This is a genomic window from Pseudomonas syringae, assembly GCF_023278085.1.
In the GTDB taxonomy this organism is placed as follows: Bacteria; Pseudomonadota; Gammaproteobacteria; order Pseudomonadales; family Pseudomonadaceae; genus Aquipseudomonas; species Aquipseudomonas syringae_Q.
In genome coordinates, this window is sequence record NZ_CP066265.1 from 2,952,654 (window position 1) to 2,976,338 (window position 23,685).

The following is a 23,685-nucleotide window of genomic DNA, read 5'->3' on the forward strand; positions in this document are numbered from 1 at the left end:
AACCTGTTCGCGAAAGGGCCGGTATGAGAGTCGGAAATGCGTCGTCTGAAACAATGTCTTCGCGAACAGCGACGAGCGTGGGAACGGGAAAGCATTCCCACGGAGCGTCCAGAACGGCATGCCAACACTTGAGCATTGTCGCGAAATCAACCAGTAGCAGGAAGCTCACCTCATCAAGCAGCCACCTCATACAGCTTCGGCGCGACCCTTTCGCCGCTTTCCAGGCTTTTGCGCAGGATATCTGCCTGCAAGGCCGCAGCTTTCATGGCATTTTCCTTGATGTAGCCATAACCGCGGATCTTTTCCGGCAGACGCGCCAGGCTCAACGCTGTGTGGCGGTTGTGGGCCTGAAGATGTTGCAGGATCAGTTCGATATCGCTGACGTAGCGGTCGATCAGCTCCCTCTCCTGCCTGCGCTCGAGGCTGCGACCAAAAGGGTCGAGTGCCGTGCCGCGCAGGAATTTGAATCTTGCCAGCACATCGAACGCACGCAGCATCCACGGGCCGAAGCTGCGTTTGCGCGGCTGGCCGTTGTGCGGATCGCGCTTGGCCAGCCACGAAGGGGCCAGGTGAAACTCCAGTCGATAGTCGCCTTCGAATTGCGCCTCCAGTTGCCGGGTAAAGTCGCCATTGCTGTACAGCCGCGCGACTTCGTATTCATCCTTGTAGGCCAGCAGCTTGAAGTAGTTGAAGGCTACCGCTTCGGTCAACGCCAATTCCTGACCGGGGAACGCTTGCGATTCCGCTTCGCGCACTCGCTGCACCAGCCCCAGATAACGCTCGGCATACGCGCTGTTCTGATAGCGCTGCAAGGCAATGACGTTATCGTGAATGCGCTGCTCCAGACTCGATTGTTGCGGCTCGCTGACCTGCTGCTGTGGATTGACGAACGCTTCGACAGCGGCAGGATCATGCGCAGCACGACGCCCCCACAGAAACGCCTGTTGATTGAGGTTCACGGCGACTCCATTGAGCTCGATAGCCTTTTCGATGGCCGCCGAGGTCAGCGGGATCAGTCCCAGCTGGAAGGCATAACCCAGCATGAACAGGTTGCTGGCAATGCTGTCGCCCATCAAGCGGGTCGCCAGTGAGGTGGCTTCGACGAAATGGGTCTTGTCAGCGCCCACGGCGTCAATAATGGTCTGTTTCATCGCTTCGGCCGGGAACACAGCATCCGGATTACGGGTGAATTCAGCCGTGGGGGTTTGCTGGCTGTTGACCACCGCATGGGAAATCTTGCTGTCGAGCTTGGCAATCGCGTCCGGACCGGCCGCCACCAGCAAATCACAACCCAGTAGCAGATGCGCCTCCCCGGCCGCAATGCGCACTGCAAACAGATCCTGCTGGCGCGCAGCGATGCGGATATGACTGACCACTGGCCCGAATTTCTGCGCCAGCCCGGCCTGATCGAGCACGCTGCAGCCTTTGCCTTCCAGATTGGCGGCATAACCGAGCATTGCACCGACCGTGGTCACACCCGTCCCGCCGACACCGGGCAGCAGAATGTTGAACGGCCGCTCCAATGAAGGAAGCACAGGCTCTGGCAAACGGGCGAAGGCGTCGACCTGTTCCGGCACCACAGGCTTGCGCAATTTGCCACCATGCACAGTGACGAAGCTTGGGCAGAAACCCTCGACGCAGCTGAAATCCTTGTTGCAGGCACTCTGATCGATTTCCCGCTTGCGCCCTTGAGCAGTCTCCTTGGGCAGCACGGACAGGCAGCCGGATTTGACGCCGCAATCCCCGCAGCCTTCACACACGGCCGAGTTGATCAACGCGCGTTTCTCCAGATCGGGCATGGTGCCGCGCTTGCGGCGGCGACGCTTTTCTGTGGCGCAGGTCTGGTCGTAGATGATGACCGAGACCCCTTTGAATTCACGCAATTCGCGCTGCACGCTGTCCAGATCGCGACGGTGATGAAAGCTGGTGATCGGCGCAAAGCCTTCACGGTTCGGGTATTTGTCCGGTTCGTCAGAGACCAGCGCAATGCGCTGCACGCCTTCGTTGAATACCTGGCGGCTCAACTGATCGACCCGCAGAACGCCGTCAATCGGCTGGCCGCCGGTCATGGCCACTGCGTCGTTGTAGAGAATCTTGTAGGTAATGTTGACCTTCGAAGCCACGGCCGCACGCAGCGCCAGGTGCCCTGAGTGGAAATAGGTGCCGTCGCCCAGGTTCTGGAAGACGTGAGGGGTTTCGGTAAAAGGCGCCTGGCCGATCCAGGTCACGCCCTCGCCGCCCATCTGGGTGAAAGTCTCGGTTTCGCGATCCATCCAGATGGTCATGTAGTGGCAGCCGATCCCGGCCAGGGCACGGCTGCCTTCCGGTACGCGGGTCGAGGTGTTGTGCGGGCAGCCGGAGCAGAAATGCGGCGTGCGCTGGGTGCTGAACAGCGGGGCCTGCAGTGCCTTTTCCTTGTCGCTGAGAAACTGCAGGCGCGCGTCGATCTGCGGGCTGCTGTAGAACGGCGCCAGACGCTTGGCGATCACTCTGGCAATCATCGCCGGGGTCAGCTCGCTGAGGTTAGGCAGCAGTGAACGACCCTGCTCGTCGAATTCGCCGACCACCACTGGGCGGCGATCCACCGGCCAGTTGTACAGCTGGCCGGTCAACTGATCTTCGATGACGCTGCGTTTCTCTTCGACCACCAGAATCTCTTCCAGCCCCTCGGCAAAGTCATGCACCGAAACAGGTTCAAGGGGCCAGCTCATGCCGACCTTGAGCACGCGGATGCCGACTTTGTCGCACAGGTCATGATCGATACCCAGCTCTTCAAGTGCCTGGCGCACGTCGAGATAGGACTTGCCGGTGGTAACGATGCCAAGCCGCGGCTGGGCAGAATCAATCACCACCTTATTGAGCTGGTTGGCCCTGGCAAACGCCCTGGCCGCATAAATCTTGTAGGTATTGAGGCGAGCTTCCTGAGCCAGCGGCGGGTCCGGCCAACGAATGTGCAGGCCGCCCTCGGGCAGTACGAAGTCGTCAGGAATGCGCGTCTTGATCCGTAATGGATCGACTTCCACCACGGCCGAAGAATCGACGTTCTCGGCAATGGTTTTCATGGCCACCCAGCAACCGCTGTAGCGCGACAACTCCCAGCCGATGATGCCGTAGTCGAGAATTTCCTGCACATTGCTCGGGTTGAGCACCGGGATCATCGAGGCGATGAAGGCATGTTCGCTCTGGTGCGCGATGGTCGAGGATTTGCAGCCATGGTCATCGCCCGCCAGGATCAGCACGCCACCCTTGGCCGCGACGCCTGCCGAGTTGCCATGCTTGAAGACATCGCCACAGCGGTCTACGCCCGGCCCTTTGCCGTACCACAGCGCAAACACGCCATCGTATTTTCCGTGCGGGAACAGGTTGACCTGCTGGCTGCCCCATACCGCCGTGGCTGCCAGCTCTTCGTTGATCCCCGGTTGAAAATGGATAGCGTTCTGCTGCAAGTAGTCCTTGGCGTCCCACAGACTCTTGTCGAGATTACCCAGCGGCGATCCCCGATAGCCGGAGATAAACCCGGCAGTGTTCAGGCCCTGCGCTTCATCACGCTGCTTTTGCAGCATCGGCAGGCGGGTCAGCGCCTGTGTGCCGGTCAGGTACAGATTGCCGGTGGCAAGCCGGTATTTATCATCCAGACGAATATCAGCCAGGGACATGCGGATACCTCTCTTGTTCTTATAGTGGGTCAGGTCTTTGCGCCGGGACGGTCCAGCCCGGCAGCCTTGGCACTAGACTGCCTGTAGCAACGCGGCTTTTTCTTTCTAAATGCGTGCAAATCTGCTGATACTGAGCATGCTTTTTTCGGCCATAACAAAAAACAAGGTCAATTCATGCAGCCCAAATTGAGCCCCATCGATCGCAAGATCCTTCGCCTGCTGCAACACGACGCCAATCTGTCCGCTGCAGAAATCGCCGAGCGTGTCGAGTTGTCGCAATCGCCGTGCTGGCGACGCATTCACCGGCTCCAGGAAGATGGCGTCATCGAGCGCACCGTCGCCCTGCTGAGTACGCAGAAGCTTGGTCTGAGCATGACGGTGTTTGTCGAGGTCAAGCTGTCAGGTCACGGCCGGCGCTATCTGGCTGAGTTCGAAGAGGCAATCATCGGCCACCCCGAAGTGCTGGAGTGCTACACCATGGCGGGCGGGATGGATTTCATGCTCAAGGTGGTAGCGCAGGATATCGCCAGCTACGAACGCTTTCTGCGTGACCACTTGCTGCAACTGCCTCACGTGCATGAAGCCCACTCCAATATCGCCATGAGCACGGTAAAGCGCACCACGGAATTGCCGTTGGAGTAGACGAGTATCGGAGGCTGCTGCAAGAGGGATAATCCGCCGGGCGAGCGCCGGCGGATTATTTATTTCGATGAGGGCAATAAAAACATTTGATTTTCAAATGATAATGATTATTATTGCGTCAGCGGTTCGCGAGAACTGCCGAGTAACCAGGAAGTCTTAGGTCGGCTTCCTGATTATCTCCTCATCAGGCTAATCACGGTTTTTGACCCGGCTTTTTAGCCGGGTCTTTTTTGGTTCTTTCTTTTGGTTTCGCTGCTTCAGGCTAATGAAGTCTAGGGTGTTGCTATGTACAGCCGCTTGGTGTGTAGCAATGGCGCGAATCATAGCAAACCAGAACTTGATCGGGGTCATGATTTACGGCCGAAAGCAGCAGAAGCTGGCACATAAAAAGTAAATGCAGTGATTTTCCACTTGAGAATGATTCTCGTATTTTCTGGTCTAGTCTGTACACGGATCAACCGAGCCACGACCTTCATGAAATATCAGCGAGCGATACATCATGAGTAATCAGCTCTCATCTTCCTTGCACCTGCCGGCCCGTCTGCCCCGCCCGCGACCGACGCTGGAGGCCGTCGAACTCGGCCAAAGGCTGCGCAAGCTCTCGCGCCGCACCCTGCAAATATTCCTGCTCAGCCGTGTCGACGGCCAGCCCTACGCAGACATTGCCCTGTTCATGGACGTCGAGGTCGCCAGAGTGGAGCGTGCCATGCGTCGGGCATTGGGCAAGGCGCATGTTTACACCAGTGGCGAAAGCAGTGCCGTTCAGGATCAGGCCAGTCGCTGGTACGTGCATCTACAGAGCCCTGCTGCAACAGCCAGCGAGCGGATCGAGTTTCGCCACTGGCTGGACGCCGATGCTGCTCACCTGTCGGCGTTTCAGAACAGCGAGCGCGTGTGGCGCCAGTTGCAGGCACCCGCCTTGCTGCTCGGCGCGTCCGGCTGGCATCGTCGCAAGCGTCGCGCCTATCTTGCCTGGTGCCTGTTGACCGCGTTCGTGTGCAGCCTGATGGTCACCGCCGAAGCGATTTCCTGAACGCCGGATGACCGCTGTAGAGAACTTTCCGTCGCGGGGCCAAGGGTCGATCGGTGTACAGTAGCCGCCTGAAAACGCCTACGGACACAGGAAGCCACCGTGACCCTCACTATCAGCGCAGACTTCGACAGCGGTAATATCCAGGTTCTGGATGCCAGCGACCCACGCCGCATCAGCCTGGCCATTCGGCCGGATACCCAGAGCGCACACTTTCAGTGGTTTCATTTCAAGGTCGACGGCCTGAACGTCGGCGAAGCTCACGCGTTCAGCCTGAGCAACGCCAGCGAATCGACGTTCAACAGCGCCTGGAGCGGCTACCACGCAGTCGCTTCCTACAACCATCAGAACTGGTTTCGCGTGCCGTCCAGCTTTGATGGCAAGGCGCTGAATTTCGGCCTGTCCCCTGAACAGCCGCATGTCTGGTTTGCGTACTTCGAGCCCTATAGCCGCGAGCGCCATGACTGGCTGATCGGGCAGGCCCAGGAAAAAGCCGATACGCAGTTACTGGCAACCGGCAAAAGCGTCGAAGGCCGGGATATTCAGCTGCTGCGCAAAGGTGATGGTGCCGAGGGCAAGCGCAAGATCTGGATCATCGCGCAGCAACATCCCGGCGAGCACATGGCCGAATGGTTCATGGAAGGCGTGATCGAGCGCCTCCAGCAGCAGGATGACGCCACGTTGCAAGCGTTGCTGTCCAGCGCCGACCTGTATCTGGTGCCCAATATGAACCCGGACGGTGCCTTTCACGGCCACTTGCGCACCAACGCCAACGGCAAGGACCTCAACCGCGCCTGGCAGGACAGTACGCCCGAGCAGACGCCGGAAGTATTTTTCGTCAAACAACAGATGGAAAAATACGGCGTCGACATGTTCCTCGACGTCCACGGCGATGAAGAAATTCCTTACGTATTCACCGCCGCCTGTGAAGGCAATCCGGGCTACACCCCGCATCAGCAACAGCTGGAAGAGCGCTTTCGCCGCCGTCTGGGCGAAGTCACCGTCGACTTCCAGAACGTCTACGGATACCCGCGCAGCGCCAAAGGCCAGGCCAACCTGAACCTGGCGGCCAACGCTGTGGGCGAACGCTATAAATGTCTGTCGCTGACCCTGGAGATGCCATTCAAGGATCACGACAACGCACCGGACCCGGTTACCGGCTGGTCAGGCAAGCGCTCCGCGCAACTGGCCAAGGATGTGCTGAGCGTGTTGGCGGAGATGGTCAACGATTTGCGCTAAGCGCTGTTGACCGACAGCAATCCGAAATGCCCACTTACGCGTGGGCATTTTTTTCCGCACCACTGCCAACCTGCCGCACGATCAACCCCGCCAATGCCAGCAGCGCCAGAATGATCACCACCGCTCCGTACACATTGCTGGTCATCACCAGGCCTGCACTGTGCGCACAGTAGCCTGCGATCAACGCCGGTATGCAGAACGCCAGGTAACTGAGCACCAGAAATGCCGACATCAACCCTCCCCGTTCGTGGGCATGTGCCATTGGCATGAGCATGCGCAGTGCGCCCAGAAAGCTTGATCCAAAACCGATGCCTGCCACCACGGCACCGACGAAGAACAGCCACAGCAACCCCAGATTGACCGCCAACAGAATCACTGCCACCCCGAGTGACAGAAAGCTCGCGCCCACCCACAAACCCAGTACCGGTTCGCGTTGGCGCAAGATCAGAATGGCCAGTGCGCCGCTGAGCGTGAGTGCTGCGACGGCCAGGCCGCCATTGAGCGGCGAGGCCGAGCCGGTCGCCGCCACCAACAGCGACGGGCTCAGGGACAGAAAGAAGCCGCCCAGCGCCCAGGCCGCGATATCCACCGGCAGCACCAGCCATAGCATGCGCCGCGCCTGTTGCGGGACGTGCAGCGATGGCCTGAGAGACCTCCATACGCCTGGCTGAGGACTGACGGTTTCGGTGACCCGACCGAGATAAATGGCCTGAACCACGAAGGCCGCCAGCAGGAAGCCGTAGGCAAGCATCAGCGGTAATGGCGCGAATCGCACCAGCAGCGCGGTACCCAGCGCGCCGACCGCCATGCCGAGCATCGGCGAGATGCTGTTGATCACCGGTCCTTTGACCTGATCGCTGTCCAGCAAGGCCGCCCCCAGCGCACTGGCCGCAAGACCGGTGGCAAACCCCTGCAACAGACGCGCGGCAATCAGCCAGGCAACATCGCGGGCGAAGATAAACAGCAGCATTGAGGCGATCTGCATCAGCAACGCGCCGAAAATCACCGGCCGGCGACCCAGGTAGTCAGACAGCGAACCGCCCGTCAGCAACGCGGCCAGCAGGCTGAACGCATACACCGCGAAAATCAGCGTGAGCACGCCGGCAGAGAAACCCCACGCCTCCTGGTACAGGTGATAGAGCGGCGTCGGCGTACTCGATGCGGCAAAGAAACACAGCGTCGTGAAGGCGAAGAAACCGAGGTGGCTTCGTGCTTGCCCCTCAGGCTCCGGGTTCTGCAAAGAAACGGACATGGGTACACTCCCCGCGACAACAATTTAATTTAAAGCCAATAATTAGCTTTTGCGGAGTGTGCGACTCAGCGCCGCTTAAAGCAAATACTTTGTGTTAAGGTCTGCCGCATGGCTATCAAAGAAGCAGTACGCACCGGGGGCCGCAGCGCCCGAGTGCAGGAATCCATCCACCGCGCCGTCCGCGATCTGTTGCGCGAGCATGACCGCTCGGCCATCAGCGTGCCAATGATTGCGGCTCAGGCCGGGGTCACGCCATCGACCATCTACCGGCGCTGGGGTGATCTGACCACGTTGCTGGCCGATGCAGCCCTTGAACGGCTGCGCCCCGAGGCACCGATGGATCACGGCAGCCTGCGTCAGGACCTGCTGAGCTGGAGCGAAATGTACCTCGACGAAATGTCCTCGGCACCCGGCCGCGCGCTGATGCGCGACGTCGCCGCCAGCACGGCCGGTTGTGTCGGAAAATGCGCGGCGATGGTACGTGAGCAGTTGCAGACCATCATCGACCGCGCCGCAGAACGCGGGGAAGTCGCACCGACAGCCGACGACATGATCGACGCCATTGTCGGGCCAATGATTTACCGGATTCTGTACGCCGAGTGCCCGCCTGCACTCGACCGCGTGCAGCAATGGGTGGACCGCTGCCTGAACTGAAGCATTGCTCGCCGCAGCCTGCACGCGAAACTCCCGTATGATGCGCGCCTTGTCCGATCAATGACCGAACCGACTCATGCATACCCTCGCAGACTTACGCGCCGGCAAACTGGCAGGCATCAAACGGCTGGACCTTTCCTGTGGGCTGAGCGAGTTTCCGCCGGAGATATTCGATCTGGCGGACACGCTCGAAGTGCTCAACCTCAGTAGCAATGCGTTGACCTCCCTGCCCGACGATCTGCATCGGCTTACACACCTGCAAGTACTGTTCGGCTCCGACAATCTGTTTACGCATTTGCCGGAAGGCCTCGGCCGTTGCCAGAACCTGCGCATTGTCGGCTTCAAGGCCAACCGCATCGAGCAGGTCAGCGCAGCGGCACTGCCACCCCGGCTGCGCTGGCTGATTCTGACCGATAACCGGATCGAGTCGCTGCCTGACGAACTGGGGCGCCGTCCCGATCTGCAAAAGCTGATGCTCGCTGGTAACCGGCTGAGCGCCCTGCCTTCGACTCTGAGCGCATGTCACAAGCTGGAGCTGATCCGTATCGCCGCCAACCGGCTGACCGAGCTGCCTGACTGGCTGCTGCGCCTGCCTGCGCTGGCGTGGCTTGCCTATGCTGACAATCCGCTGTGCCCGGAACACGCCGCAGCGCCGATCCGCCAGATTCCGTGGCCGCAACTGAGCCTGCGCCAGCGCCTGGGCGAAGGTGCGTCCGGGATTATCCAGCAGGCGGTCTGGCACAACGAAACCGAAGAGCGGGCAGTCGCCGTCAAGCTGTACAAGGGCAGCGTCACCAGCGACGGCTCGCCGCTCAATGAAATGGCCGCGTGCATCAGCGCCGGCAACCATGAACATCTGATTGACGTGCTGGGGCAGATCACCGGGCATCCCGCACAGCAAAGCGGCCTGGTCATGGAACTGATTGCGCCCGATTTCAGCAATCTGGCCGGACCACCCAGCCTTGAGTCTTGCAGTCGCGATGTTTACCCCAGCGATACACGCTATTCGCTGCCCGTGCTGTTACGCCTCGCCACAGGCATCGCCTCGGTTACTGCGCACCTGCATGCCAGCGGCATCACCCATGGCGATCTGTATGGGCACAATATTCTCTGGCAGAACGACGGCAATTGCCTGCTGGGAGACTTCGGCGCGGCGTCGTTTCACCCGTCATCGGTAGCGGGGCCTGCGCTAGAGCGCATCGAGACGCGGGCTTTCGGAATTCTGCTGGGGGAGTTGCTGGAGCGATGTGATGCACAACCTCATCACTCAACCATCATCGACGGCCTGCAGGCACTTCAAGCGCGCTGCGTTCAGCCTGAGCGCGATAGCCGACCGGCGCTTGAGGAGATTCTGCGAGCGCTGCAGGCGTGGAGCGCGTAAAGCGCTCCACCTACGCGGATCAGCCAGCCAGACCGACGTAGACGTTTTGCACGTCGTCGTGATTGTCGATGGCTTCAAGAAACGCTTCGACCTCGGCCATTTGCTCTTCGGTCAAGCCGTCCACGGTGCTTTTCGGGCGATAGCCCAGTTGTGCGGATTGCACCGTGAAACCGAATTCCGGGAGCTTTTTGCAGACGGCATCCATGTCGGTAGGCTCGGTCAGGAACAGCGTCGCGCCCTCTTCACCCGGTTCGCAGTCCTGGGCACCGGCTTCAATGGCCGCCTCGTCTGCATCAGCGTCCGGTGAAGCAGGAACCGCTTCGATCATCCCCTGATACAGAAAATCCCAGGATACCGAACCCGCAGCGCCCAATTGGCCTTTGCGGAACAGCACGCGGATTTCGGAGACCGTACGGTTGATGTTATCGGTCAGGCACTCGACGATCACCGGCACCCGATGCGGGGCAAAGCCCTCGTAGGTCAGACGCTCGAAGTTGACGCTTTCACCCAGCAGACCCGCACCCTTTTTGATGGCACGTTCCAGGGTTTCACGCGGCATGGACGCTTTTTTGGCCTGCTCCACGACCAGTCGCAGGCGTGAGTTCATGTCCGGATCGGCCCCTGCGCGGGCCGCGATCATGATCTCCTTGGACAGCTTGCCAAACGTGCGTCCCTTGGCATTGGCTGCCGCTTCTTTATGCTTGACCTTCCACTGTGCGCCCATGTCTGCTCTCTTGATCCGATAGGCGCCTCGCCGCCTGCGCCTGCAAGACAGGCAGAACGCGGCGATGGCAAGGCGCTGAAAAATGGTCACCGGCCAATATCCCCGTCCGGCGCGGCGCATTTTATACGCGATCACGACAGATGAAACCCCCGCTGGGCACATTGCCTGACGAACTCGCCTGGATCGAAGTTGATTCAGCGGGGCGCAATGCTCTCATGCACGTCGCGGCTTGTAGTCCTTTTCCGAAAAAACAGGCGGCAATGCTTTTCCGAACCGGCATTTCGTAACCTTCGCCCCCAGAATTTCAAGGTGAGAGAGCCATCGGATGTATGAAGACCAGCAAGCGCCAGTCACCCTGACAATCGCCGACTGCCAGACGGACCTGCGTGTCATCAGTTTCAACGGCCTGGACGCCCTCAATGAGCCGTATCGCTTCAACATCAAACTGGTTGGCAGCGATCCGGACCTGAATCTCGACAGCCTGCTCGAACGCGGCGCATTTCTGGGTTTCGGGCAGGTCGACCACGGGATCCACGGGCGGATAAGCCAGGCCAGCCTGATCTACACCGGCGAGCACTTGAGCCTCTACCATCTGGTGCTGATGCCGACGCTGGAAAAGCTCGCCCGGCGACGTCAACGCCGTGTCTATCAGGACCTCACGGTTCCACAACTGATCGTTCAGTTGCTTGAGGCGCATGGCATAGAAGCCGACGCGCAGCGCTTCGACCACATGACAGGCCTGTATCCCCGCCGGGCACTGTGCATTCAGTACGATGAAAGCGATCTGCACCTGCTGCAACGTCTGTGCGAGGAAGAAGGTATCCACTTTCGCTTTGAGCATGATGCCGAACGTCACATTCTGGTGTTTTCAGACGATCCGGCCAGTTTTCCGCTGCAGCGGGTGCCCGTCCGGTTCGGGCATGCGCAACAGGCTGGCCCGTACCCGCCGACGCTGCTGCACATGGCTGAAACGCTATCGATGCAGAGCGCGCTGCGCCAACATGCCGAGTACCTTGACGAGGATGATTCACCTGTATTTCCGGCACGCGCCCGACAACCCGAATCGCCTGCAGCCAACCAACCATTCGAATCCATGGGCAACGCCGGCCCGCGTACTCATCAACAGGCCCTGCACCTGCAGCACGGCGCACGCAAACTGGAGCGCCTGCGCTGCGAACGACGCGATATAAGGGGACGAAGCAATCACACGGCACTGCGCAGCGGGCAGATCCTCCAGGTGCTGGATCACCCCGAGCGGCTGCTCAACGATCAGTGGCTGCTGACTAAGGTCCACCACAGCGTTCGACAGTTGCGGGTGCTCAGAGGGCTCAATACGCACGACATACTCGCCATCCTGCGTATTCTTGCCGATGAACAATCGGCATCGATTGACGCTGAGCAGATGCCCGGCAACAGTTACCGCAACCGCTTCAGCGTCATACCCTGGGCAACGCCGTTTCGCCCCTCGCTGAAGCGTCAGCGCCCCGCACTGACCGGCACTCACCAGGCGACGCTGATGCCCCCGTCCGATGATTGCGCGCAATATCCAGGTTATCGACCGGTCGGTTTCGACTGGCAACGAGCTTCGCCCTACGCCGACTCGCAGCCGCGCTGGCCACGGGTGCAAATCGCCTGCGACACGGTGTACACACTGGCACCCGGCGCGCGCGTATTGATCCGCTACCTCGACAATAACGCAGACCGCCCGGTGATCTGCGCAGCACTGCTACGGCCAGAGGATGCCGCCAGACCCTGCATCACCCTTGACGGCGCACAGGTCACAACGACCAGAGACCTACCGCTCGAAAACGATCAGCGGCTGAACATTGCGTCCAGCGAAACAATAACGTTGCACGGGCGGCAGGCTGACATTCATATCGACACACAGGGCGTCACGATCATCGGTGCAGCCTTTACCACGATGTCCTCAGGCCCCCTCAACAATCCTTGAAGTCCGGCTTGCGCTTGTCGATAAACGCCGTCATGCCTTCTTTCTGGTCGTGACTGGCAAATGTGGCATGAAACACCCGGCGCTCGAAGCGGATGCCTTCAGCCAGGCTGACTTCAAAGGCGCGATTGACACTCTCCTTGACCAGCATCGCCACAGGCAGGGACTTTTCGGCAATGACGGCTGCGACAGCCAATGCTTCCGGCAGTAACTGTTCCAGCGGCAGAACCCTGGCCACCAGGCCGGCGCGCTCGGCTTCATGGGCGTCGATCAGGCGGCCGGTCAGGCACATTTCCATGGCCTTGGCCTTGCCGACGGCACGGGTCAGGCGCTGCGTCCCGCCCATTCCCGGCAACACGCCCAGGTTGATTTCCGGCTGGCCGAACCGGGCGTTTTCGGCGGCCAGAATGAAATCGCACATCAGCGCCAGCTCACAGCCGCCGCCCAGTGCAAAGCCGGCCACGGCAGCCACCATCGGCTTGCGCCTGGCGGCAACCCGGTCACTCTCGCGAAACAGGTCGTCGAGGTAGATCTGCGGATAGGTCAGGTCGACCATTTCCTTGATGTCCGCTCCTGCAGCGAACGCTTTTTCCGAGCCCGTAAGGACGATACAGCCAATGGCTGCGTCTGCTTCGAACGCGTCAAGTGCGTGGTTGAGTTCGTCGATCAGGCGGGCATTCAATGCATTCAGCGCCTTGGGACGATTAAGAGTGATCACCCCGACGCCGCCTATAATCTCACTTAGAATAGTCTCGTAAGGCATTGATAAATATCCTTTTTATATAAAAAGCTAATGCTCAGGCAGATTCTATAGAATCCACCTTGCAAATATCATTTAACTCATTGTAATTAAAAGACTAACCGACTAATTCAATCGCTATTGCTGTCGCTTCACCGCCCCCGATGCAAATGGCCGCCACACCGCGCTTGAGTTGCCTGCTTCGCAAAGCCGCGAGCAACGTCACAATGATGCGCGCGCCCGACGCACCGATCGGATGGCCTAACGCGCAGGCCCCGCCATTGACGTTGACCTTCTCATGCGAGATGCCCAGCGTGCTCATCGTCACCAGTGCGACCACAGCGAAGGCTTCATTGATTTCAAACAGATCGACGTCGTTCAAATTCCAGCCTGTCTTGCTCAAAAGGCGTTGAATTGCGCCGATCGGGGCGGTGGGAAACAGGCCGGGGGCATCAGCGAAAGCAGCATGTGCGTGGATCACGGCTAACGGTTGCAGACCACGCTGTTGTGCTTCTGACTGACGCATCAGCAACAGCGCAGCAGCGCCGTCCGAGATCGAACTGGAGTTGGCCGCAGTGACCGTCCCCCCCTCGCGGAAGGCCGGTTTGAGCGTCGGAATCTTGTCCAGACGCGCTTTGGGGGGTTGCTCGTCCTGAGTGATCAGCCTGGATTCCTTGCCGACGCGGGCCTGCACCGGAACGATCTCGGCGTCGAACAGCCCGTCGGCGATGGCCTGCTGAGCGCGAGTCAACGAGGTCATGGCAAAGGCATCCTGCGCCTCGCGACTGAAACCATGCAGCTGCGCGCAATCTTCAGCGTAAGTGCCCATCAGCCGACCGGGCTCGTAGGCGTCTTCCAGGCCGTCGAGAAACATGTGATCGAGGATTTTTCCGTGGCCCATGCGATAACCCGCTCGGGCCCGATCCAGCAGATAGGGTGCGTTAGACATGCTTTCCATGCCTCCAGCCACCACCACCCTCGCGCTGCCTGCCAGCAACAGGTCATGCGCCATGATCGTGGTCTGCATGCCGGAACCGCACATTTTATTGACCGTGCTGCATACCGTCGCAGTGCTCAGACCTGCGCCGAGCGCAGCCTGCCGGGCCGGAGCCTGACCCAGCCCGGCGGGCAGCACGCAGCCAAACAGCACTTCGTCGACATGAGCGGGATCTATCCCGGCGCGCTCGACGCTGGCGCGGATCGCAGCCGAGCCCAGGCAGGTGGCACTGAGGCTCTGCAGATCGCCCTGAAAACCGCCCATGGGCGTGCGTGCAGCGCTGACAATGACCACGGGGTCGTGATGCGGGGTTGTCCCTTCTATGGACATGGCTATCTCCAGTCTTGTTTTTATCGGGTCGCTGAAATGATCAACCCGTCGCTTCAACCACGCAACGGGTAAAGCAGGCAGATTAGCGGGTATCTGCAGATTGCGCCCGAGCGGACGAATCTCTGACCGAAGACGAGGTCTGACGGTTACTGAACCTTGCCCCTGGAGCCCGCCAATGTCGCTACACCCGATCCGCGCCCTGATCTCGGGCTTGCTGGTTCTGGCCCTGAGCGCGTGTGCGCTGATGCCGCAGCGCGACCCGCTGAGCATCAATGTCGTCGGTATCGAGCCGATTCCGGGGCAAGGACTGGAACTGCGCATGGCGGTCACCTTGCGCGTGCAGAATCCTAACGAAACCGAGATCAACTACACCGGCGTGGCGCTGGATCTGGACGTGAACGGCAGACTGCTGGCCTCGGGCGTCAGTAATCAGAAAGGCACGGTAGGACGCTTCTCCGAAGCCGTACTGGTGGTGCCGGTCAGCGTGTCGGCCTTTGCCGCGCTGCGTCAGGCATTGGGCCTGACCCAGAGCCAGCGTCTGGACAATCTGCCGTACACCTTGCGTGGCAAACTGGCTGGCGGCCTGTTCGGCACCCTGCGTTTCAGCGACAGCGGCACACTGGACCTGCGCCAGGCTGAGGGCGACCCCTGGTAACGCCTGATCGCTGACTAGCAGAAATATTCAGCTTCAGGTCGTTGATGTGAGCACGAGACAGGCGCACGGGTGAATCTGTCAGAAAGCAGTGGCATGTTTGCTGCTTGACCAGAGACACCTACGCCCCTCAATCCTCACGCTCAAGGAAGACCTGCCAATGATGCTGCGAACGCTGTCAGCACAACTCTGCACCCTTTTTGTTCTCACCTTCAGCGCGCTGCTGACCGGCCCCGTATGGGCCGCCGATAAAAGTGCCAAACGCGGTATCGCCTATGACATCACCTCGCCTGCCGATCTGAGCGCGTTATCGTCCGGCGTGAGCTGGTGGTACAACTGGAGCCCGAAACCGCATGACCGCCTGGCATCCTACGATTACGCCTCGGTGTACGGCGTCGACTTCATCCCGATGGTCTGGAACGACAACGTCGATGACGGCCAGTTGAAGCTCTATCTACAGGCACACCCCGCCATTCGCTACCTGCTGGTCATCAATGAACCCAATCTGACAGACCAGGCCAACATGACGCCTGAGGCGGCTGCCCGCTTCTGGCCGCGACTGGAACAGATCGCGGCGCAGACCGGCGTGAAACTGGTAGGCCCGGCCATGAACTGGGGAACCATGGCGGGTTACGGCGACCCGGTGCTATGGCTCGATGCCTTCTACGCTGCGTACCGATCGATGAACCAGAATCGCGACCCGCAGATCGATTATCTGGCCTTTCATTGGTACGACTACGGCCTGTCAGGGATGCTCGACCGGCTGGCTCGCTACGGGAAACCGGTGTGGGTCACAGAGTTTGCCAATTGGCACGGGCTCGATGATGGAGCGCAGATTGACTCTGTCGCAAAGCAGAAGCAGCAAATGGCCGACATGGTTGCCACCCTTGAAGGACGTGCGGACGTGTTCAGGTATGCCTGGTTCACCGGGCGCATGACTCAGGACCCGCACTTCTCCAGTTTGCTGAGCGATGAGGGCAAACTGACCGAGCTGGGTCAGTACTACCTGTCTCTGCCGTACAGCGAGTGACGTTCGCACCTTGATGAGGCGATCAGCGCGAACAGGTGACGCGCTGGTCCGCCAAAGACGCAGCGCCGATTTCGGTCAGGCCGCTGATGAGGTGCTGGGTGTAAGGAAATGACAGATCGGGCTCAAGGACTTTTGCCGAGGTCAGCAGCCCTTCCCTGACCATCGTATCGACGGTCGTTACGCAGACAGGTATGGCCGGAAGGCTGGTACAGGCGCGAACCAGCTCTATATAGATCTGCCCGAATGTCAGTTTCCGCGGTCTGCTTGAGCACAGACGTCTGACGATCCTCAAGATCGCAAGATCAATCCGTTGATGTTCGTGACTCACCTCACCTGCCTTTAAAATAATCAACGCCCACACATAACCAGCGGATCGGGTCTAACTGCACTCGACCGTTAGACTCGAGATCCGGCACTAATAAACAACACTAAAAGTGGAATGCCGATGTATTGAAACAGGCATATCCGCTGTCATTGACCGTTAATGCATTTAAATAATTTTACACCTGAGCACGCCACGTGACTGCTGATAAAAAATACATCGCTGCGCGAATAATAAATACCGCAGGCGTGACTTCCCCTTCAAGCTGCACAGCTTACCAGATCACTAAACCTAACAGCAATTAGGTTTACAGAACGCAATTAAAACCTTAAAAATAACGCTAAAAGGCAATTTATCGTCCGTATTTTTCATTTTTTTGGTGAAATTTTATCGAAAAATCGAAGTATTTCTTTAAATTTCAGAAGGGACACAGTCAAAAACGACTCAAAAACAAGATACTAGCCAAGTGATATCATTTATTAAAAACAGCATTGCGAATATTTTATAACCCGGCGAACTTTTTAACTGCACGCTGGACTTAATGTTCAGCCAAGCAATGCGTCATTGCGACAGCCGTCTGTTTTCCCCTTGTGAACCCATAATCGAGATGCGATCGATGACTAGATGCATGCTGTCTGTTTTCAGCGCAGTACTTCTGTGCGCGCAAAGTGTGTCCGCGCTGGCAGCGGATTCAACTTCTACAGCGACGACCACTGATCAACAGATCAGGGTGCAGGTAGAAGCGAAACGCGACCAGTTGTCCGGTGCCGACAAAATCAGCCCGACCGGGCAGAAAAGCTCTTCCACCCTGCTTGATGCGCCGGTAGTGACCGACGACGCCCCTGCACAGGCGCAACGACCATGATCTGCCGCCCACAGCCAACTGCACTCACCCGAAGGACACCTTCCTTGTCAGTCTTCAAGCACACACTGGGTTTGAGCCTGCTGACGTTCAGCGTCATGCAGGCCAATATGGCCCTCGCCGCAGTGACTCCGGCCACCGGCGACGCTGTCGAAGCGCGCGTCAGTTCGATCCTAGACAACATGAACCAGTCGGAAAAGATCAACTTCACCCGCGTGAATGACGGTCACATGATCCCGTCGCTGCTCAAATGGGGCATCAAAGGCACCGTGGCGTATGACTCGTCCATGGGCGTTCACGTCAACAACGCCACCTTCGGCGCGCAGTACCCTTCACAGTCCGCACTGGCCGCGACCTGGAGCATCAACCGGGCGAAGGAATTCGGCCTGGCCATCGCCTACGAAACGCGGATTTCCGGCGGTCAGCAAATGCTCTCGCCTGGCGCCAACCTGTACCGCACCCCCTACAACGGGCGCTCGGCCGAGTACGTGAGTGGCGAAGACCCCTTCCTCGGTGCCGTACTGGCACCCGCCATCGTCAACGGCATTCAGGCGCAGGGGATCCAGGCCAGCGGCAAGCATTACCTGGCCAATGAACAGGAAGCCAATCGTCAGGCGGTCAACGTCAATGTCGACGAACGCACCCTGCGCGAACTGTACCTGCCGGGCTTCGAGTCGATGGTCAAGAACGCCAACGTGGCGTCGATCATGTGCGGTTTCAACAAGGTCAACGGCGACTACGCGTGCGAAAACCATCACCTGATCACTGAAGTGCTCAAAGGCGAATGGGGCTATCAGGGCACGGTCATCAGCGACTTCAATGCCATCCACGATGCGTTCAAAGGCGCATGGGCCGGTACGGATATCGATATGCCGTCCGGCTTGCAGTTTACCGAAGCCAACCTGCTGCCTTACCTGTGGAGCGGCCAGCTCACCCAGAACGTGATTGACGACAAGGTCAAACGCAACCTGCGCGCTATTGTCAGCTATGACTTTCAGGACAACCTGAACACCGCCAAAACGCTGGAGCACCCGGAATACGGCATGCGCGCGGCGCTGAATACTGCACGCGAGTCCATCGTGCTGCTGCGCAATGAAAATACCGCTGCGGGCAAACCCCTGCTGCCATTGGCCCGCTCGGCCAAGATCGCCGTCATCGGCGACTGGGCACGTCAGGCTCCGGGCTCGCCATTCGGCACAGCCAACTCGCCGCCCAACAGCTACGTGACCGAGCTGAGTGGTCTGCAACAACTGGCGTCCAGCAGCACAGATGTGACCTATCTCCCGGAAATGAGCCTGAACCCGGCCAGTTCCACCTGGTATCAGCCTGCAACAGGTGACAACGGCATCACCAATTCGGGCGTCAAGGCCGAGTACTTCTCCAACACCAGCCTGTCCGGCGATCCTGTGCTGACGCGGGTCGAGCCAGGCGTAAATCTGAACTGGACCACCGGCACCAACGTCACCGACGCTGGCAGCACCGCCGTCTCCGGCTTCAGCCCGTCGGCAGGCGCGTTCTCGGCGCGCTTTACCTCGACCATCAAGCCGACCGTCTCGGGCGCGCAGGTGTTCAAGGTTCGTGCAGACGGCCCTTACAAACTGTGGGTCAACGACGAGCTGGTGCTGCAAAGCGATGGCGTGCCGTACTCCGCTGACGTCGTGAACGCGATGGTCACTTCCGGGAAGACCGCTGCACTGACCGCTGGCAAGCAGTACACCGTGAAACTGGAATACAAGCGTGTGCAGGGCAATTTCATCCCGGCGCTGGGCGGTTTGACTGGCGTACAGATGAGCTGGGCAGCGTTGCGTCCGCCCAAGGATCTGTCGAAGTACGATGCAGTCGTGGTCGCTGTCGGCAGCAACTATGAAAACGAAGGAGAAGGTTCGGACCACGGTTTCGATCTGCCTGACCAACAGGCTGAACTGATCAGCTTCGTGACCAGAGCCAACCCCAACACGGTTGTGGTCATGCACGGTGGCGGCGTTGCCAACATGCAGCCATGGGCCAACAAAGTGGGCGCTACGCTGCAAGCCTGGTTCCCGGGTCAGCAAGGCGGCCAGGCCCTGGCCGAGATTCTGTACGGCAAGGTCAACCCGTCGGGCAAGCTGCCGATCACCATCGACAAGGACATCGAAGACAACCCGAGCTACGCCTCGTATCCGGACCCGGCGGCCTATCGTGGCGACAATGCGCTGACTGAAATGACCTACAGCGAAGGCCTGTACATGGGCTATCGCGGTTATGACAAGAAGCACGCCAAGCCGCTGTACCCGTTTGGCTACGGCCTGTCCTACACCACGTTCGGCTACAGCGATCTCAAGCTGTCGACCAACGTCCTGACGCCAGGCTCCACGATTGACGTCAAGTTCACCGTGACCAACACCGGCGACAAGGCAGGTTTCGAGGTGGCGCAGCTCTACGTGCAGCCAGTGAAACCGGCAGTAGACCGTCCCGAGAAAGAGCTGAAGGGCTTTAGCAAGGTGTACTTGCAGCCTGGCGAGAGCAAGACGGTCAGCATCCCTGTCGACTCACGCTCACTGGCTTACTACGTCGACAAGACCGACAGCTGGGACGTCGATGCCGGCAAGTTCAAGATCCTGGTGGGCGCAGATTCGGAAAGCCTGACGCTTAACCGCACGCTGATCACCCTGTATCCGGAAAAACTGACCACCCGCGACAGCAACCCGCTGCCACTGCCACTGCGCAAGGCCGTGCAGGTCAGCGCCACACAAGCCTACTGATACACCCCGTCAAGGCTCAGGGACGAGCCTTGATGTCCCTTCCCAGACGTTGCACGTAGATATCGAATACGGCCATGACGTCCACCTCTTCCGGGCTTCTGAGCCACTGAATCTGCAAGCCGTCCATGACCGAGAAAATTTCCTGAGCCAGGGCTTTCACGTCGATGTCCGCGCGAACTTCCCCTGCCTCTATCAGTGCGTTCAAGTGGCCGCGTGCATGCTGATGGGTCAGGTGGAATCGTTCGTTATGCCATGACCAGGCCGGATGCGAAGGCGACAGGCTCTCGGTGTTCATCAGCAGCGCCGCCTGGCACTCGGCAGCCTCCTCGATGCTGAAGCTCATGCTCATTTTCAGGAATTTCTGAAATCCCTCGAGCGTCAGTTCAGTGGTCAGGTCCTGAAACCTCGACGTGACGCGCTGATCCCTGCGCTCCAGAAGCGCGTTGAGTAAGGCTTCCTTGTTGGGAAAGTGGTGCAGCAAACCTACCGTGGTGATGCCGGCAAGCACGGCCACCTCACGCATCGAAGCGCTGGAATAGCCGTCTCTGGCAAAAATGACCGTCGCTGCATCCAGCAAGGCTTGTTTGCGCATGTCCCCCTTGGGCGCCCGGCGACGCTTGGGGTGGTGTTGCTTCTTCGATGTCATTCCCTGATTCGTCGACTGCCATAAAAACCTGATAACGCCTTGATTCAATGTGCCCCGGCGCACTTGGCCCGGGCTCTGCTGGTGAAAAAGCGCTTCGCCGTCAGCGAAGCGGTGGTAATTGATATCAGCGCAATCACCGCGTTACCGGCCAGCATTCCGGGAAACGCCCCGCTGCTGCCAAACCAGTGAGTGCCTGCATAGACGAAGGGCACTGTACCTGCTGTGGCCCTGAGCCAAGCGAAAACCGGCACCCACCATGATCTGTTCATGGTCATGAACACGGCGATGGCAACAAAATCCAGACCGATAATCACCCATAGCCCGCCGCCGAAGTGGCAAAAGGCAAGGAACAATGTGCGGGCATCACCTTCAAGCTGATAGAGATCGGCGATCATTGCGCCGCACAGCACCAGTATCAACCACACCGTCAGACCGTAGCCAACCACCAGTCTGCGGGTGAAGACGATAGCTGCACTGACCCGGTCATCCCGCTGCGCGCCGATATTTTGCCCCAACACTGGCGCCAGAGCACCGGGCAAGGCAAAAAACGCGCAATAGGAAAATTGCAGGACCCTGTCCAGCACCGTCATGGCAGCCAGAGCCGAGGTGCCGAAGGCCGACAACGAGGCCACAAGGTAAGCCAGCCCTATCGGAGTCGCCAGGTTGGCGGCCATCGCCGGAAGCGCAATCCTGAAGGTGCGAACTGCGTGGAGGCGCAGCAGCTTGAGGTTGCGCGTCAGCACCAGCCCCACTCTCTTTCGCACCCAATACACGCCCAGCGACGCGGAAACGCAGGCGGACAGCGCGAAGGCGACGCCCGCGCCATTCAGGCCAAGGCCCAGCGCAAAGATGAAGAACGGGTCGGCAACCGCCAGCGTGGCGGCAGCTGACAGCACGACCCACAGCGCCCGGCTGTTATCACCGGAGGTCCTGAGGATCTGGGCGGCCATCTGCATAACGGCCTGAATCGCCGTGAACGGCAGCGTCAGCCAGATGAAACTGCGCGCAGCTTCGTCAGTGGCGGCTTCGGCTCCCAGCCAGTGGGTGATCGGCCCGATCAACGCGATCTGCAGGCTCGCGGAAAGGGCGCAGACCGCAAACACCATCAAGAGCAGGCTCGCGGTGAGCCTGGGGATGGACCCGGCGGCATGGTGGCCGATACGCTCTGACAGCACGGCGGTTGCGGCGATGATCAGGCCGGTGGCCAAAGCGCTGTTGAAGAACATCAGCACCTTGGCAATGCCGATGGCCGCCAGCAGCACGGGATCGTGGAGCATCGAGACGTAGACCAGTGTCAGGATGTCTACGAGGAACACGGCGAACAGGCTTACGGCACTGGTGCTGGCAGTCATCGCGATGTGACGTGCCACACTGCCCTGGGTAAATTTTGCGCTGGCTTCGGCCATCAAGTTTCTCAAAAGGCCTGATGCGTCCGGACGCTGGGCTCAAGTCGTGATAATGGTTGTTTGGGCGCTCCATGCTCATTGATTACATACCGGTCTGCTTTGACACTCATGCCAATGCTCCGCGCTGGCACGAGCGTCCTTCATCATGCCCCGCTCGACTATCGGGTCGCCGCCATCAGCCGGTTCACTTCGCTGCGGACCATGTTGGCGTATTCCGGCGGGCTCATGGTGTCCAGTTCGGACCTTACCCATTCGGACCACTTGCCCTTGCGTTTGGCGCGTTCGCCCATCAGGCGTGCAGCGTCAGCCTTGGCCTTGCCCAGATTGCTCTGCCAGAGGTCGAACAGACGGGATTTCTCGTCTTCAATGGCGGTACGCTCGGGAAGAGGCCGATTGGCCAGATTGAAACTCATGACAGTCACCTACGGCTAAAAACGGCTGCATCTTACACCGGGAATGGACTTCACTTGCAGAGTCTCACGTCGGGTCGTTCACACAATTGCAACTTTTCCGGATGCGCCAGACTCCATTGATTACTGTGCAATCACTTGAAAGGAAAATCACATGGCTCGTAAGACTTCTGCCCAAAATGCTGCCGATCAAATCAAGGATCAGGCATTCAGCGAATTGCAGGCCCTCATCGAAGAATCCGACAAACTGCTCAAAGACAGCGCGGCACTGGTTGGCGAAGATGCAGAAAGCATTCGCGCGCAACTGAGTCTCAAGCTCAAGCAGGCGCTGGACTCGATGGCCAGCGTGCGTGATCGCACCAAGCCGGTTGTAGAAGCGACCGAAACCTACATCGGCGGCCATCCTTGGCAGACTGTGGCAATTTCTGCAGGCTTTGGTCTGGTAGTGGGCTTGCTGCTGGGCCGTCGTTGATCGACGTCCGGTAACGGGCAACGCGCGGGCCGTCCTGAACGGCCCGCGCTGCTGTCTGGGAGGGTAATTTCGCTGTCTGCACGGCGGGTAATTCTGGCTCTAATGCTTGCCGCGGCAGCTTAACGGCTGTACTGCACCACCGAAGGTTCCGCAAAACGATGGGACTTGGTGACCTTGGCCTGCAACGCCACGCGTTGTTCTTCGGCCTGGGCCTGGCTCTCATAGGGGCCGATCAGCGTCTGTTGCTTACCGTTGATGTCGACAATGACCGGCGCATAGCTGCGTTCCAGCAGCCAGGCACTGGTATCACTCACGGCCTCTCGCGAGTTCATCTGGATATACCACTGCGGCGTGGAGACCGGAGCATTCGCCGTTGCGTCCTGAACCTTGTCTCTGGCAGGCGTACCAGGGCTGCCTCCGTCACATCCGGCCAGCGCCAGCACCGCTATCATCATTACCGTCTTGCGCACGTGAGTCTGCTCCTCGTCTGAAGTGGCGCGAGTCTAGCATTCCCGCCAGCCTCAATGAGCCACTGTGTCCCGGTGTCGCACA

Annotated in this window: 21 protein-coding genes; 11 read left to right on the forward strand and 10 right to left on the reverse strand. The window is 59.3% G+C overall.

The features are described from left to right. Positions 1 to 173: 173 nt before the first annotated feature. Positions 174 to 3,656: an indolepyruvate ferredoxin oxidoreductase family protein gene (locus tag I9H07_RS13100; RefSeq protein ID WP_236423762.1), complete on the reverse strand. Its 3,483-nt coding sequence runs from the start codon at positions 3,654 to 3,656 to the stop codon at positions 174 to 176. A gap of 174 nt (positions 3,657 to 3,830) precedes the next feature. Between I9H07_RS13100 and I9H07_RS13105 the strand changes: the two genes are divergently transcribed. The 3 genes from I9H07_RS13105 (at position 3,831) to I9H07_RS13115 (ending at position 6,567) form a co-directional block, all read left to right on the forward strand. Further along, positions 3,831 to 4,298: an Lrp/AsnC family transcriptional regulator gene (locus I9H07_RS13105; RefSeq protein ID WP_007249327.1), complete on the forward strand. Its 468-nt coding sequence runs from the start codon at positions 3,831 to 3,833 to the stop codon at positions 4,296 to 4,298. Between the two features lie 499 nt (positions 4,299 to 4,797). Then, positions 4,798 to 5,331, forward strand: coding sequence for a DUF4880 domain-containing protein (locus tag I9H07_RS13110; protein ID WP_236423766.1), 534 nt, complete (start codon positions 4,798 to 4,800; stop codon positions 5,329 to 5,331). A 99-nt stretch (positions 5,332 to 5,430) separates the two neighbouring features. After that, positions 5,431 to 6,567 carry a M14 family metallopeptidase gene (locus I9H07_RS13115; RefSeq protein WP_236423768.1) on the forward strand — a complete coding sequence of 379 codons (1,137 nt, stop codon included), beginning with the start codon at positions 5,431 to 5,433 and terminating at the stop codon, positions 6,565 to 6,567. Between the two features lie 34 nt (positions 6,568 to 6,601). Here I9H07_RS13115 and I9H07_RS13120 read toward each other — a convergent pair whose 3' ends face one another. Further along, positions 6,602 to 7,819 carry an MFS transporter gene (locus I9H07_RS13120; RefSeq protein ID WP_236423769.1) on the reverse strand — a complete coding sequence of 406 codons (1,218 nt, stop codon included), beginning with the start codon at positions 7,817 to 7,819 and terminating at the stop codon, positions 6,602 to 6,604. 108 nt (positions 7,820 to 7,927) lie between these two features. Here I9H07_RS13120 and I9H07_RS13125 point away from each other — a divergent pair, with 108 nt between their 5' ends. Together I9H07_RS13125 and I9H07_RS13130 are read left to right on the forward strand one after the other, a co-directional pair. Next, complete coding sequence (locus I9H07_RS13125; RefSeq protein ID WP_024673064.1) at positions 7,928 to 8,473, forward strand: TetR/AcrR family transcriptional regulator; 546 nt, start codon at positions 7,928 to 7,930, stop codon at positions 8,471 to 8,473. Positions 8,474 to 8,549: 76 nt separating this feature from the next. Continuing rightward, positions 8,550 to 9,854, forward strand: a complete 1,305-nt coding sequence (locus I9H07_RS13130) for a leucine-rich repeat-containing protein kinase family protein (protein ID WP_236423771.1) — start codon at positions 8,550 to 8,552, stop codon at positions 9,852 to 9,854. A gap of 19 nt (positions 9,855 to 9,873) precedes the next feature. Here the strand turns inward: I9H07_RS13130 and I9H07_RS13135 are convergent, their stop codons facing one another. Further along, positions 9,874 to 10,578, reverse strand: a complete 705-nt coding sequence (locus tag I9H07_RS13135; protein ID WP_024673066.1) for a YebC/PmpR family DNA-binding transcriptional regulator — start codon at positions 10,576 to 10,578, stop codon at positions 9,874 to 9,876. A 325-nt stretch (positions 10,579 to 10,903) separates the two neighbouring features. Between I9H07_RS13135 and I9H07_RS13140 the strand changes: the two genes are divergently transcribed. Beyond that, positions 10,904 to 12,529, forward strand: a complete 1,626-nt coding sequence (locus I9H07_RS13140) for a type VI secretion system Vgr family protein (RefSeq protein ID WP_236423773.1) — start codon at positions 10,904 to 10,906, stop codon at positions 12,527 to 12,529. On the opposite strand, the gene I9H07_RS13145 is transcribed toward I9H07_RS13140, so the two are convergent. Further along, positions 12,516 to 13,289, reverse strand: a complete 774-nt coding sequence (locus I9H07_RS13145) for an enoyl-CoA hydratase (RefSeq protein ID WP_058392121.1) — start codon at positions 13,287 to 13,289, stop codon at positions 12,516 to 12,518. The two genes, I9H07_RS13140 and I9H07_RS13145, sit on opposite strands and share 14 nt — an antisense overlap. Positions 13,290 to 13,383: 94 nt before the next feature. Then, positions 13,384 to 14,592: an acetyl-CoA C-acyltransferase gene (locus tag I9H07_RS13150; RefSeq protein ID WP_236423775.1), complete on the reverse strand. Its 1,209-nt coding sequence runs from the start codon at positions 14,590 to 14,592 to the stop codon at positions 13,384 to 13,386. 175 nt (positions 14,593 to 14,767) lie between these two features. Between I9H07_RS13150 and I9H07_RS13155 the strand changes: the two genes are divergently transcribed. Together I9H07_RS13155 and I9H07_RS13160 are read left to right on the forward strand one after the other, a co-directional pair. Beyond that, positions 14,768 to 15,247, forward strand: a complete 480-nt coding sequence (locus I9H07_RS13155; protein ID WP_236423777.1) for an LEA type 2 family protein — start codon at positions 14,768 to 14,770, stop codon at positions 15,245 to 15,247. 157 nt (positions 15,248 to 15,404) lie between these two features. Further along, entirely contained in the window at positions 15,405 to 16,274 is an 870-nt protein-coding gene (locus I9H07_RS13160) for a glycoside hydrolase family protein (protein WP_236423778.1), read from the forward strand. Positions 16,275 to 16,296: 22 nt separating this feature from the next. Here I9H07_RS13160 and I9H07_RS13165 read toward each other — a convergent pair whose 3' ends face one another. Next, the gene (locus I9H07_RS13165) at positions 16,297 to 16,635 is read right to left on the reverse strand and encodes a hypothetical protein (RefSeq protein WP_236423780.1); all 339 of its coding nucleotides are present in this window, start codon (positions 16,633 to 16,635) and stop codon (positions 16,297 to 16,299) included. 589 nt (positions 16,636 to 17,224) lie between these two features. Between I9H07_RS13165 and I9H07_RS13170 the strand changes: the two genes are divergently transcribed. Together I9H07_RS13170 and I9H07_RS13175 are read left to right on the forward strand one after the other, a co-directional pair. Next, entirely contained in the window at positions 17,225 to 17,461 is a 237-nt protein-coding gene (locus I9H07_RS13170; protein WP_024645345.1) for a hypothetical protein, read from the forward strand. Then, the gene (locus I9H07_RS13175) at positions 17,458 to 20,199 is read left to right on the forward strand and encodes a beta-glucosidase (RefSeq protein WP_024673072.1); all 2,742 of its coding nucleotides are present in this window, start codon (positions 17,458 to 17,460) and stop codon (positions 20,197 to 20,199) included. The genes I9H07_RS13170 and I9H07_RS13175 overlap by 4 nt, the downstream gene beginning before the upstream one ends. A 16-nt stretch (positions 20,200 to 20,215) precedes the next feature. On the opposite strand, the gene I9H07_RS13180 is transcribed toward I9H07_RS13175, so the two are convergent. The 3 genes from I9H07_RS13180 to I9H07_RS13190 form a co-directional block, all read right to left on the reverse strand. Continuing rightward, positions 20,216 to 20,791: a TetR/AcrR family transcriptional regulator gene (locus I9H07_RS13180; RefSeq protein WP_236533926.1), complete on the reverse strand. Its 576-nt coding sequence runs from the start codon at positions 20,789 to 20,791 to the stop codon at positions 20,216 to 20,218. Positions 20,792 to 20,889: 98 nt separating this feature from the next. Next, entirely contained in the window at positions 20,890 to 22,251 is a 1,362-nt protein-coding gene (locus I9H07_RS13185) for an MATE family efflux transporter (RefSeq protein WP_236423782.1), read from the reverse strand. A gap of 158 nt (positions 22,252 to 22,409) precedes the next feature. Continuing rightward, the gene (locus I9H07_RS13190; RefSeq protein ID WP_024645349.1) at positions 22,410 to 22,664 is read right to left on the reverse strand and encodes a hypothetical protein; all 255 of its coding nucleotides are present in this window, start codon (positions 22,662 to 22,664) and stop codon (positions 22,410 to 22,412) included. Positions 22,665 to 22,815: 151 nt separating this feature from the next. Here I9H07_RS13190 and I9H07_RS13195 point away from each other — a divergent pair, with 151 nt between their 5' ends. After that, positions 22,816 to 23,133: a DUF883 family protein gene (locus tag I9H07_RS13195; protein WP_007249305.1), complete on the forward strand. Its 318-nt coding sequence runs from the start codon at positions 22,816 to 22,818 to the stop codon at positions 23,131 to 23,133. Positions 23,134 to 23,252: 119 nt separating this feature from the next. On the opposite strand, the gene I9H07_RS13200 is transcribed toward I9H07_RS13195, so the two are convergent. Continuing rightward, positions 23,253 to 23,603 (reverse strand): hypothetical protein, encoded by a 351-nt coding sequence (locus I9H07_RS13200; protein WP_024673075.1) that lies wholly within the window; start codon positions 23,601 to 23,603, stop codon positions 23,253 to 23,255. Positions 23,604 to 23,685 lie beyond the last annotated feature (82 nt).

What these genes read in the sequence shown, in the direction of transcription:
- I9H07_RS13190 (WP_024645349.1), bottom strand. Translation starts at nt 22,664, where the DNA reads ATGAGTTTCAATCTGGCCAATCGGCCTCTTCCCGAGCGTACCGCCATT.
- I9H07_RS13195 (WP_007249305.1), top strand. Translation starts at nt 22,816, where the DNA reads ATGGCTCGTAAGACTTCTGCCCAAAATGCTGCCGATCAAATCAAGGAT.
- I9H07_RS13125 (WP_024673064.1), top strand. Translation starts at nt 7,928, where the DNA reads ATGGCTATCAAAGAAGCAGTACGCACCGGGGGCCGCAGCGCCCGAGTG.
- I9H07_RS13140 (WP_236423773.1), top strand. Translation starts at nt 10,904, where the DNA reads ATGTATGAAGACCAGCAAGCGCCAGTCACCCTGACAATCGCCGACTGC.
- I9H07_RS13110 (WP_236423766.1), top strand. Translation starts at nt 4,798, where the DNA reads ATGAGTAATCAGCTCTCATCTTCCTTGCACCTGCCGGCCCGTCTGCCC.
- I9H07_RS13105 (WP_007249327.1), top strand. Translation starts at nt 3,831, where the DNA reads ATGCAGCCCAAATTGAGCCCCATCGATCGCAAGATCCTTCGCCTGCTG.
- I9H07_RS13185 (WP_236423782.1), bottom strand. Translation starts at nt 22,251, where the DNA reads ATGGCCGAAGCCAGCGCAAAATTTACCCAGGGCAGTGTGGCACGTCAC.
- I9H07_RS13175 (WP_024673072.1), top strand. Translation starts at nt 17,458, where the DNA reads ATGATCTGCCGCCCACAGCCAACTGCACTCACCCGAAGGACACCTTCC.
- I9H07_RS13150 (WP_236423775.1), bottom strand. Translation starts at nt 14,592, where the DNA reads ATGTCCATAGAAGGGACAACCCCGCATCACGACCCCGTGGTCATTGTC.
- I9H07_RS13130 (WP_236423771.1), top strand. Translation starts at nt 8,550, where the DNA reads ATGCATACCCTCGCAGACTTACGCGCCGGCAAACTGGCAGGCATCAAA.
- I9H07_RS13155 (WP_236423777.1), top strand. Translation starts at nt 14,768, where the DNA reads ATGTCGCTACACCCGATCCGCGCCCTGATCTCGGGCTTGCTGGTTCTG.
- I9H07_RS13170 (WP_024645345.1), top strand. Translation starts at nt 17,225, where the DNA reads ATGCTGTCTGTTTTCAGCGCAGTACTTCTGTGCGCGCAAAGTGTGTCC.
- I9H07_RS13100 (WP_236423762.1), bottom strand. Translation starts at nt 3,656, where the DNA reads ATGTCCCTGGCTGATATTCGTCTGGATGATAAATACCGGCTTGCCACC.
- I9H07_RS13120 (WP_236423769.1), bottom strand. Translation starts at nt 7,819, where the DNA reads ATGTCCGTTTCTTTGCAGAACCCGGAGCCTGAGGGGCAAGCACGAAGC.
- I9H07_RS13180 (WP_236533926.1), bottom strand. Translation starts at nt 20,791, where the DNA reads ATGCGCAAACAAGCCTTGCTGGATGCAGCGACGGTCATTTTTGCCAGA.
- I9H07_RS13160 (WP_236423778.1), top strand. Translation starts at nt 15,405, where the DNA reads ATGATGCTGCGAACGCTGTCAGCACAACTCTGCACCCTTTTTGTTCTC.
- I9H07_RS13135 (WP_024673066.1), bottom strand. Translation starts at nt 10,578, where the DNA reads ATGGGCGCACAGTGGAAGGTCAAGCATAAAGAAGCGGCAGCCAATGCC.
- I9H07_RS13145 (WP_058392121.1), bottom strand. Translation starts at nt 13,289, where the DNA reads ATGCCTTACGAGACTATTCTAAGTGAGATTATAGGCGGCGTCGGGGTG.